The 9,609-nt window shown below is 70.9% G+C and carries 12 protein-coding genes; 5 read left to right on the forward strand and 7 right to left on the reverse strand.

All coding sequences use genetic code 11. The features are described 5' to 3' along the window. Positions 1-26: 26 nt before the first annotated feature. The gene (locus C1I98_RS29225; RefSeq protein ID WP_111170622.1) at positions 27-1,592 is read right to left on the reverse strand and encodes a glycoside hydrolase family 13 protein; all 1,566 of its coding nucleotides are present in this window, start codon (positions 1,590-1,592) and stop codon (positions 27-29) included. A gap of 359 nt (positions 1,593-1,951) precedes the next feature. Further along, positions 1,952-2,959 carry a LacI family DNA-binding transcriptional regulator gene (locus tag C1I98_RS29230; protein WP_111170623.1) on the reverse strand — a complete coding sequence of 336 codons (1,008 nt, stop codon included), beginning with the start codon at positions 2,957-2,959 and terminating at the stop codon, positions 1,952-1,954. A gap of 296 nt (positions 2,960-3,255) precedes the next feature. Between C1I98_RS29230 and C1I98_RS43230 the strand changes: the two genes are divergently transcribed. Further along, positions 3,256-3,723 carry an isoamylase early set domain-containing protein gene (locus tag C1I98_RS43230; RefSeq protein ID WP_199537297.1) on the forward strand — a complete coding sequence of 156 codons (468 nt, stop codon included), beginning with the start codon at positions 3,256-3,258 and terminating at the stop codon, positions 3,721-3,723. 54 nt (positions 3,724-3,777) lie between these two features. Here the strand turns inward: C1I98_RS43230 and C1I98_RS29240 are convergent, their stop codons facing one another. After that, positions 3,778-4,227 (reverse strand): nucleoside/nucleotide kinase family protein, encoded by a 450-nt coding sequence (locus C1I98_RS29240; RefSeq protein WP_146607689.1) that lies wholly within the window; start codon positions 4,225-4,227, stop codon positions 3,778-3,780. Between the two features lie 35 nt (positions 4,228-4,262). On the opposite strand from C1I98_RS29240, the gene C1I98_RS41820 reads away from it, so the two are divergent. Then, a complete protein-coding gene (locus tag C1I98_RS41820; protein WP_158558223.1) occupies positions 4,263-4,400 on the forward strand; it encodes a hypothetical protein in 138 nt (45 codons plus the stop codon). 19 nt (positions 4,401-4,419) lie between these two features. Here C1I98_RS41820 and C1I98_RS29245 read toward each other — a convergent pair whose 3' ends face one another. The 4 genes from C1I98_RS29245 to C1I98_RS29260 form a co-directional block, all read right to left on the reverse strand. After that, the gene (locus C1I98_RS29245; RefSeq protein WP_233508286.1) at positions 4,420-5,082 is read right to left on the reverse strand and encodes a potassium channel family protein; all 663 of its coding nucleotides are present in this window, start codon (positions 5,080-5,082) and stop codon (positions 4,420-4,422) included. Continuing rightward, a complete protein-coding gene (locus C1I98_RS29250) occupies positions 5,075-6,442 on the reverse strand; it encodes a TrkH family potassium uptake protein (RefSeq protein WP_111170626.1) in 1,368 nt (455 codons plus the stop codon). The genes C1I98_RS29245 and C1I98_RS29250 overlap by 8 nt, the downstream gene beginning before the upstream one ends. A gap of 24 nt (positions 6,443-6,466) precedes the next feature. Beyond that, entirely contained in the window at positions 6,467-7,687 is a 1,221-nt protein-coding gene (locus C1I98_RS29255) for an ArsB/NhaD family transporter (RefSeq protein ID WP_199537298.1), read from the reverse strand. Positions 7,688-7,937: 250 nt separating this feature from the next. After that, positions 7,938-8,216: a hypothetical protein gene (locus C1I98_RS29260; protein ID WP_146607690.1), complete on the reverse strand. Its 279-nt coding sequence runs from the start codon at positions 8,214-8,216 to the stop codon at positions 7,938-7,940. Positions 8,217-8,279: 63 nt separating this feature from the next. On the opposite strand from C1I98_RS29260, the gene C1I98_RS29265 reads away from it, so the two are divergent. The 3 genes from C1I98_RS29265 to C1I98_RS29275 form a co-directional block, all read left to right on the forward strand. Next, on the forward strand, positions 8,280-8,912 hold the full coding sequence (locus C1I98_RS29265; RefSeq protein ID WP_111170628.1) for an AAA family ATPase: 633 nt from the start codon (positions 8,280-8,282) through the stop codon (positions 8,910-8,912). Between the two features lie 36 nt (positions 8,913-8,948). After that, on the forward strand, positions 8,949-9,287 hold the full coding sequence (locus C1I98_RS29270; RefSeq protein WP_111170629.1) for a hypothetical protein: 339 nt from the start codon (positions 8,949-8,951) through the stop codon (positions 9,285-9,287). Positions 9,288-9,330: 43 nt separating this feature from the next. Next, a partial coding sequence (locus C1I98_RS29275) for a hypothetical protein (protein ID WP_146607691.1) occupies positions 9,331-9,609 on the forward strand: 279 nt, incomplete at its 3' end.

The following is a 9,609-nucleotide window of genomic DNA, read 5'->3' on the forward strand; positions in this document are numbered from 1 at the left end:
CCGCCACCCCCAGCGCGGCGCCGGGCCTATGCGGGTCGCCGGTCCAGCCAGACGGTGGTGTCCGGGAGCAGGTGGCCGACCGGCAGGGGGCCGCTGGCCAGGAGGGGCCGCGCGCCGGCGGGTAGTGGCACGGGCTCGGGGCCCAGGTTGGTCAGGCAGGTCAGGCCGCTGTCGCGGGCGAAGGCCAATACCCCCTCCGGTGCCGGGAGCCAGGTCAGGGTGCCGTCGCCGAGCCGTTCGCGGCGGATGCGCAACGCCGCCCGGTACAGGGAGAGCATCGAACGGGGGTCGGCGGCCTGCGCCTCGGCGGTCAGTGCCGCCCAGGACGCGGGCTGCGGCAGCCACGGCTCGCCCGCGCCGAACCCGTACGGCGGAGCCGTGCCCGACCACGGCAGCGGCACCCGGCACCCGTCCCGCCCCGGCACGGCGTGCCCCGACCGCTCCCATAGCGGATCCTGGCGTACCTCGTCCGGCAGGTCCTCGACCTCCGGCAGCCCCAGTTCCTCCCCCTGGTAGACGTAGACGCCGCCGGGCAGCGCCATCGACAGCAGCGCCGCCGCCCTGGCCCGGCGCAGGCCGAGCACGGGGTCGGTGGGCCGGCCGTGCCCGCGGTCGCCGTGGCCGAAGCCGGTGTCGGCCCTGCCGTACCTGGTGACCGGCCGTGGGACGTCGTGGTTGGAGAGCACCCAGGTGGCGGGCGCGCCGAGCGGCAGGTGGGTGGTCAGCGTGCGGTCGATCACAGAGCGCAGCGCGGCGGCCTCCCACGGGCAGGCCAGGAAGTCGAAGTTGAACGCGGTGTGCATCTCGCCGGGGCGCAGGTAACGGGCGAAGCGCTCCTGGTCGGGCAGCCACAGCTCGCCGATCAGCACCCGCTCGCCGTATTCGTCGGCGACACGCCGCCACTCGCGGTAGATCTCGTGAACGCCGTCGCGGTCGGTGTAGGGGTCGCGCCCGTCCGGTTCGGCGTCGGGGTCCTTGACCAGCAGCGCGGCCGAGTCGATGCGGATGCCGTCCACCCCGCGGTCGAACCAGAACCGCAACACCTCCAGGAACTCCTCGGCGACCTCGGGATTCGTCCAGTTAAAGTCCGGCTGCTCGGGCGCGAACAGGTGCAGGTACCACTCCCCGTCAGGGACACGGGTCCAGGCCGGGCCGCCGAAGATCGACCGCCACTCGTTCGGCGGCGCGTCGCCACGCCCCCGGCGGAACCAGAACCGCCGCCTGGCCGCCGCCCCCGGCCCGGCCGCCAGCGCCTCGCGAAACCACGCCTGGGCGGTGGACCCATGGTTGGGCACCACATCGATGATCACCCTGATGCCGAGTTCATGGGCCTCGTCGATGAACCGCTCCGCCTCGGCCAAGGTGCCGAACGCCGGGTGGACGTCCCGGTAGTCGGCCACGTCGTAGCCCCCGTCCGCCATCGGCGATGGGTACCACGGGTTCAGCCAGATCGCGTCCACGCCGAGACCGCCCAGGTAGTCCAGGCGCGCCCGCAGCCCGGCCAGATCGCCGATCCCGTCGCCGTTGCCATCGGCGAAACTGCGCAGGTAGACCTGATAGATCGCGGCTCCCCGCCACCACGTTCGCACCATACGGACCACAACTCCTTGCGGTAGTGAACGAAGAAGGCGACGATGGTCGGCAGACCGGCGATCATCTGCCAGGCGACCAGCACGTTCTGCGGCATATGCGTCGGGTCCACCGGCAGCCCCGGGGACTTGGAGCGCGCGTAATCGAGCCGCCGGGCCGCGTGCCCTCCGTGAGTTCGCCGCCTTGACCGCAGGCCGCGGTCATCAGGCCGAGGCCCGGCACGAGCAGCGGTACGACGGTCCTGCGGCAGCCGGAACCCTTCATAGCACTGACACTTCTGACACGATCGGTAGCCACACGATAGGCATCAGCAGCAGAATGCAGCAATATCCTGACAATTACATGAAAGAGCTCAACTGAATCACTTCTCTTTCCTGTGCGCGGGGCCTGTGGAGGATCGGACGACCAGTTCGGGCTCGAAGAGCAGCTCGTCCGTGGGGACCGCGGCCTTGCCGATCTGGGCGACGAGCAGGTCCACCGCGGCCCTGCCGAGGGCGTCGATGGGCTGGCGGACCGTGGTGAGCGGCGGGTCGATGCAGTTCATCAGCGCGGAGTCGTCGTAGCCGATGACCGACACGTCACCGGGCACGGTGAGGCCGGCCCGCCGTACCGCGCGGATCGCGCCCAGCGCCAGCACGTCGCTCGCGCACACGATACCGGTCACACCCGTCCTGACCAGCCTGGACGCGGCGGCGTGCCCGCCCTCCAGGGTGAACATCGTGCGCTCGGTCACGACCTCGTGGCCGGCCTTGCCCACGGCGGCGGTGAAGGCTGCCTCCTTGCGCCGGGAGGGGATGTGGTCGGCCGGGCCGATCAGCAGGCCGAGCCTGCGGTGGCCGAGCGAGTCGAGGTGGCCGAACGCCATCGCCGCCGCCACCCCGTCGTCGCACGACACCTGCGGGAACCCCAGGTGCTCGACCGCGGCGTTGACCAGCACGGTGGGCAGGCGGCGTTCGAGCAGCCGCTCGTAGTGCGCGTGCGAGGCGTCGGCCTGGGCGTACAGGCCGCCGGCGAAGACCACGCCGGAGACCTGCTGCTGGAGCAGCAGGTCGATGTAGTCGGCCTCGGAGAACCCGCCGACCGTGCGCGTGCAGAGCACCGAGGTGAAGCCCTGCTGGGCGAGGGCCCCGCCGACCACCTCGGCGAACGCGGGGAAGATCGGGTTTTGCAGCTCGGGCAGCACCAGCCCGACCAGCCGCGCCCGCTCGCCGCGCAACTGCGTGGGACGCTCGTATCCGAGCACGTCGAGCGCGGTCAGCACGGCGACGCGCGTCGCCTCCGACACTCCCGGCTTGCCGTTGAGAACGCGACTCACCGTGGCCTCGCTGACGCCGACCTTCTTCGCTACTTCCGCAAGTCGTCGTGTCACAGCGCAATGATAACGTTCACCAGCGCAAACCGCTTGCGTAAATCAACATTATTTGCACTGAACTTGCGTCCAGATGTGGACATCTGCCAGAGATCCGGCTGCCGGTTGCGGGCCCGCCCCGCCGCGCAGCGGGGCAAAGCCCGGGAAGACATTTTCCGTTCGTGCCCCTCCTTTCAGCCAACATGGCGCTTTGTCTCGGTCTCGCCGCGTTGCGGCGCGGTGTGGCGAGATGACCGCGCAGCCCCCCACTGTGCATCTTTGCGAACAGGTACACACTCACTGCGAGGGGGCAGGGCATGATCAGACGAAGCGAACTGATCGAGGACGGGGCCGGACGGGCCATGGTTGACGTGACCTTCACGGTCCCTGCGCACGTCACCGAGGGGCCGGTCTCCGTGGTGGGCGACTTCAACGACTGGGACCCGTACGCGCACCCGATGGCCGAGCAGGCCGACGGCGCTCACGTGGCGGTCATCAGGTTCCCGGCCGGGATCACCATGTGCTTCCGGTACCTGGCCCACAACGGCCACTGGTTCGACGACCCCGACATCAACGGGCGCGACCACCGGGGCGGGCTGATCCACATCCCGCGGTGGGACGACGCCCTCGGCCTGGACTCCGAACTCGATCCCGTGCTGGATGCCGAACTCGACGCGGAACTCGACGCCGAGCTGGACGCGGACCTCTCCGCCGAGCTGGGGCGGCCCGGCTCCGGGCCCTCGCAGGCCAAGGGCGAACGCAAGCCCAGGAGCCGGCTCAAGTAGCCCCGGCGCGCCCGCCGTCCCGCGTAACACCCGGCCCCCGCGCGGGACGGCGGCTCAGACCGCCTCCACCAGCGCGGGACGCTCGGGGTTGTCCATCTTCACCACGACGTCCGCCACGTCCGCAGGCCGTACCTCGTGCTCGTACCTCGCATAGGCGGGCAGTGTCCAGCGCTCGGCGGGGGCGAGCCTCCGATGCAGCGCCCCCGGCGACAGCCACAGGTGGACCGACAGGTCCAGCGGCAGCCCCCGGCCGAGGAGTACAGCCCCGTCGAGCAGCAGCACCCCGCCCGCCGGAACCGTTTCATGGGGCACGCGCACCGCCCGGTCGGCCGCCGCGTCGCGCAGCGCCGTCAGCACCCGCCCCGACGCCCCCGGCGCGAGCGGCCCCAGCACCTCGCGGGTCAGCGTCCCGGTGTCCAGCCACTCGTCCAGGAACGCGTCCGGATCGGTCCTGCCGTGCTCCAGCCGCAGCGACGCCTGCCGCAGGAAGGCCCTCGCCGACACCCGGACCACGCTCCTGCCACGCGGGCCTGCGCGAGGTGGACGCGGTGATCGCCCGCCTGGCCGCCGGTCCGGCCGAACCCGCCGCGCTGCGGGCGGCGCTCGACGAGGCCGGCACGCTCTTCGGCAAGCGCCTCGACGAGGCCGGCGCCCTGTCAGGCGAGCGGCACGGATGACGGCCCGGCGCGGGCAGGGTCAGGGCAGCTCGGAGAAGCGCTCGACGTCCTCGGTACGGCCGGACACCACGATGATGTCGCCGAACGACAGCACCGTGCTCGCCGTGGCGTAGGTGAACTCCTCGCCGCGCCGCTTGACCGCCACCACCGTCACCCCGTACTTCCGGCGCAGCTCCGACTCGCCCAGCGGCACCCCCACGTAGTCGCCCGGCGGCCGGGTCTTGATCAGCGCGAAGTTCTCGTCCACCGCCAGGTAGTCCAGCATCCGCCCGGAGACCAGGTGCGCGACCCGCTCCCCCATGTCGTGCTCGGGCAGCACGACGTGGTGGACCCCGATCCGGTCCAGGATGCGGCCGTGCTGGCGGTTGACCGCCTTGGCCCAGATGTCGTCGATCTCCATCTCCACCAGCAGCGACGCGGTGAGAATGCTGGCCTCGATGTCACCGCCGATGCCGACCACCGCCCGGTAGAAGTCGGGCACGCCGAGCTGGCGCAGCGCCTCCGGGTCGGTGGAGTCGGCCACGGCGAGCTGGGTGATCTGGCCGGACAGGCTCTGCACGATCTTCTGGCGACTGTCCACGGCGAGCACCTCGGTGCCGCGCCTGGTCAGTTCAAGGGCGAGCGAGCTGCCGAACCGGCCCAGCCCGATCACCACGACCGGGTCGTTCCTCGTGTCAGCCAACGATGATCCGCTCCTCGGGTAGCTCATAACGGCGGGTGCGCTCCCGCAGGGCGAGGGCGGAACCCAGGGTCAGGGGGCCGACCCTGCCGATGAACATCAGCAGGACCAGCAGGATGTGGCCGGCCGGCGTGGCGTCGGCCGTGATGCCGGTGGACAGCCCGTTCGTGGCGAAGGCCGAGATCACCTCGAAGAGCACCTCGTCCAGGGAGTGCGGGGTCAGCACGAGCAGGATGTAGGTGGAGACCGCCACGAGGGAGACGCCCATCAGCGTGATCGCCACGGCCTGCCGTTGCAGCGACTCCGGCAGCCGCCGGTGCCCGACGTTGACCCGGCTCTCGCCGCGCAGTTCGGCCCACACCACCAGGGCGAGCACGCCGAGCGTGGTGACCTTGATGCCGCCCGCGGTGCCGCCGCTGCCGCCGCCGATGAACATCAGCACATCGGTGGCCAGCCAGCTCGACGGGTTCATCTGGGAGATGTCCACCGTGTTGAACCCGCCCGAGCGCGGCATCACGGCGGCGAAGAAGGCGGCCAGCAGCTTGTCGGCGTCGTCGAGCGGGCCGAACGTACGCGGGTTGCGCCACTCGGTCACCAGGAAGATCAGCGTGCCGATCAGCAGCAGCCCGGTCGTCACCGCGATGGTGATCTTGGTGAGCACGCTCCACCGGGAGGGCCGCCGCCACGAGCGGTACAGCTCGAACATCACCGGGAAGCCCAGCCCACCGGCGACCACGGCGGCGGCGATGGTGAGCGTGATCCACGGATCGCCCACGAACCGCATCAGGTTGTCCGGCCACAGCGCGAAACCGGCGTTGTTGAACGCCGAGATCGCGTGGAACCAGCCGAGGTACAGGGCCCGGCCGAACGGCTGGCCGTACCCGGCCATGAACCGCGTGGTGAGCACCGCCGCGATCACGATCTCGCACATCAGGCTGAACAGCACGACCCTGCGCACCAGCACACGCAGGTCGGCCATGCTCGGCGTCTTGGTCTCCACCTGCGCCGACAGCCGGGCGCGCAGGCCGAGCCTGCCGGACACCAGCACGGTGAACAGCGTCGCGAGCGTCATGATCCCGAGCCCGCCCACCTGGATCAGCCCGGCGATCACCACCTCGCCGAACATCGACCAGTGCGTCTCGGTGTCCACCGCGACCAGCCCGGTCACGCACACCGCCGAGGTGGCGGTGAACAACGCCGTCAGCAGCCCGGCGGGGGTGCCGGACGTGGTGGCCGCCGGACTGGCGAGCAGCGCCGTGCCGATCAGGATCACCACCCCGAATCCGGTCACCACCACCTGTGCCGGGCGCTGGAACCGGTCGAGGAGAGCGGTACCCCACGTCCGCTTCACCGCTCTGGGCATCTGCCTCCCCGTTTCACGTCTTCCTCACATCAAGTAGCGGAGCCACAGATACGGCGTACTGAGGGCGATCGTCACGAACGTCACGACGATCCCGTAGCGGGTGAACTCCCAGAAACTGATCGGCACCCGGTTGCGGGCGATGCCGAGGATCACCACGTTGGCGGCCGCCCCGACCGCCGTGGCGTTGCCGCCGAGGTCCGCGCCCAGGGCGAGCGCCCACCACAGCACCTGGCCGTCCGGGCCGGCGGCCTGGACCAGGTCGGCCACGATCAGGCTCATGGTCGCCACGCACGGGATGTTGTCCACGAAGGCCGACAGCCCCGCCGACGCCCACAGCAGCAGCATCGCGGCCGGGCCCAGATGCCCCTGGGTCGCGTCCGCCGCGGCCCGCGAGACCAGGTCCATCACCCCGGTGTGGACCAGCGCGCCGACCATCACGAACAGCCCGGCGAAGAACACCAGCGTGGGCCACTCCACGTCGGCGAGGGCCTGCTCGGTGGTCACCTTCGTGGCGGCCACCAGGATCCCGGCCCCCAGGATCGCCACCACGGAGGGCTCGTAGTGCAGCACCGGGTGCAGCACGAAGGCCAGCAGGACCAGCACCACCAGGCTCTGCCACAACAGCCGCCGGTCGGCGATGGCCTCGCGTTCGATCAGCGTCATGACCTGCGCGGCCCGCTCCGGGTCGTACCGGAACGCCCGCCGGAACAGTACCCGGCACAGCCCGACGAACACCACGAGCAGCACGACGATCAGCGGCGCCAGATGGACGACGAAGTCGTTGAAGCTCAGCCCGCCCCGGCTGGCGATGATGATGTTCGGCGGGTCGCCGACCAGCGTGGCCGTCCCGCCGATGAACGGCGTGGCGGGCAGCGCCAGCCGCTCGCACACCAGGAACGTCACCGGGGCGACCAGCAGCACGGTGGTGACGTTGTCCAGCATTCCCGAGGCCACCGCGGTGATGATCACCAACAGGGCCATCAGCCGGAACGGCCGGCCCCTGGCCCGCTTGGCCGCCCAGATCGCCGGATACTCGAACACGCCGGTCTGCTTCAGCACGCCGACGATCACCATCATGCCCAGCAGCAGGAAGATGACGTTCCAGTCGATCGCCGTGCGCTCGTCGAAGAAGGCCGCGTGCGCGTCGGTGGCGTGGAGCAGGAGCATGATCCCCGCCCCGCCCAGGGCGGCGGCGACCCGGTGGATCTTCTCCGTCGCGATGAACGCGTAAGCCCCCAGGAACACCGCGACCCGCCGGCCAGGCGATCAGCGTCATGAGTCGAGTTCACTCGGTCGCACCGTGTCACCTTCGTCTTCGGTCGGAGTCGTGACGGGAGAACGCCGACCAGACTTCCCGGCACACCGTAGGCAACCTATCAAGACACGTAAAGAGGTCGGCCCATACCCGGGCACGACCGTTCCCTACAAGCCACCCGACGTGCTGATATGGACACCAGAACGGTGAGCACCGCGACCCGTCCGGTGTTCGCGGACATCACCCACGGGTCGGTGGCTCGTACCCCTCACTCTCCCCATGGACCCGCTTCTCGTGCGGGTCGCGCTGCGGCTGCCCGGCCGGGTCCGTGGCGGACGGCGTCATCTCCTCGCCGAAGTCGGGTACGTCATGAAGTTCCGGGTCGCGGCGGCGGTCGGCCAGCGGCACGTTCGCCGACTCCCGCTCGTTGTCCGGTATGCGGTCGTCATCCCGTCCCCGATCCGCCGAGGAGGGCTTGTTCTCATGGCTCATGCCGGAGTCGCCTACCCTGGGTCGCACGCCTCATGTCCATCCCGGCGGCACAACGCCCCCAACAGCCGCCCCGACCCAGTGAGGTGCCGCATGGCCGCCGAACCGGCCGCCCCCGCCTCCACCGGTGAGCTTAGCTATCCAGCCGGCTCGCTGGTCATGCTCACGGGCCTGCCCGGTGCGGGCAAGAGCACACTGCTGCGCCGCCTGTACGGCATCCGCGGCGACGAGACCCGGCCCGTCGCGGGTGACGGCGTCCTGGTCATCGACACCTACCAGGCCCGCAACTGGTGGTCCCGCTACCTGAGCCCACTGCCGCCGCGCGTGCAGACCCCCTTCGTCCACGCCACGCACGTGTGGCGCATCGCCAAGGCCGTCAGCGGCGGCCGGTCCGTGGTCGCGCACAGCCGCGGCACCTGGCCGCACATCCTGTACGGCTTCGCCTGGCTCGCCCACCGCTACGGCGCCCAGATGCACCTGGTCATGCTGGACGTCGAGCCGCGCGTCGCCTGGGCCGGCCAGCACACCCGGGGGCGGGTCGTCACGGCGGCCACCTTCGTGCGGCACTGCCGCCGCTGGCGGGTCCTGGTACGCCAGGCCCGCACCGGCAGGGTCGCGAACGCCGACGGGGTCACCGTCCTGTCCCGCCCGGACGCCGACCGGGTGCACGCCATCCGCTTCGGCCGTCCCGGGCCGGTTCCGGCGGAAACCGTCGGAGGCACATGACACGCTTGGCGCGTGCTTGGAGACCAACGTGGCCCGATGATCAAAGGGCTGGACGCCTCGGCCGAGCCGCGCCGCTACTGGCACGGCCACGACGAGGAGGGCGGCATCTGGCTGTTCGAGACCGTGGAGGAGGCGGGCGAGCAGTGGGCGGTCAGGCAGATCGAGATCGACCCGCACCGCCGGGTCCACAAATACTGGTGGCGGCACCTCGACGACGCCCACGGGTTCCTCACCGACCAGGCGCTGGAGCTGTGGGAGTTCGGCATGACGGAGATTTCCGGAGAGGCGTTCGCCCAGGTATGGGACACCGTGAGCTGTGCCTGCGGCGCCGCGCCTGAAGATAAGGTGCAAAGGCCGGAGCCCGCCGGCCCCTGACCCCTGCGGGCCGTTCCGGCCCAGGGTCGTGGGGCGAGTGGGAGTGGTCGCGTTGCTGGTGGTGCACGGAGTCTGGTCCGACGGCCGGATCGCCCTCTGGGCAGAAGACACCGCCCCCCAGCCCACCGCAACCGCCACCGGGGCCGCCGCTGCGGATCCCAGGGGAAGCGGGCGGGGGCGGGTACGCTGGCATCCGTTCGCCGCCGACGCCGGCACTCTTCTCGCGGCGCTGGGCGGCCACGCGACAGGCGCGGAGCAGGCCGAGCTGAAGATCGCCCTGCCCGGTACCACCAAAGGCCCGATCCCCTCACCGGAGTCCGGC

Source organism: Spongiactinospora gelatinilytica, assembly GCF_003236385.1.
Taxonomy (GTDB): Bacteria; Actinomycetota; Actinomycetes; order Streptosporangiales; family Streptosporangiaceae; genus Spongiactinospora; species Spongiactinospora gelatinilytica.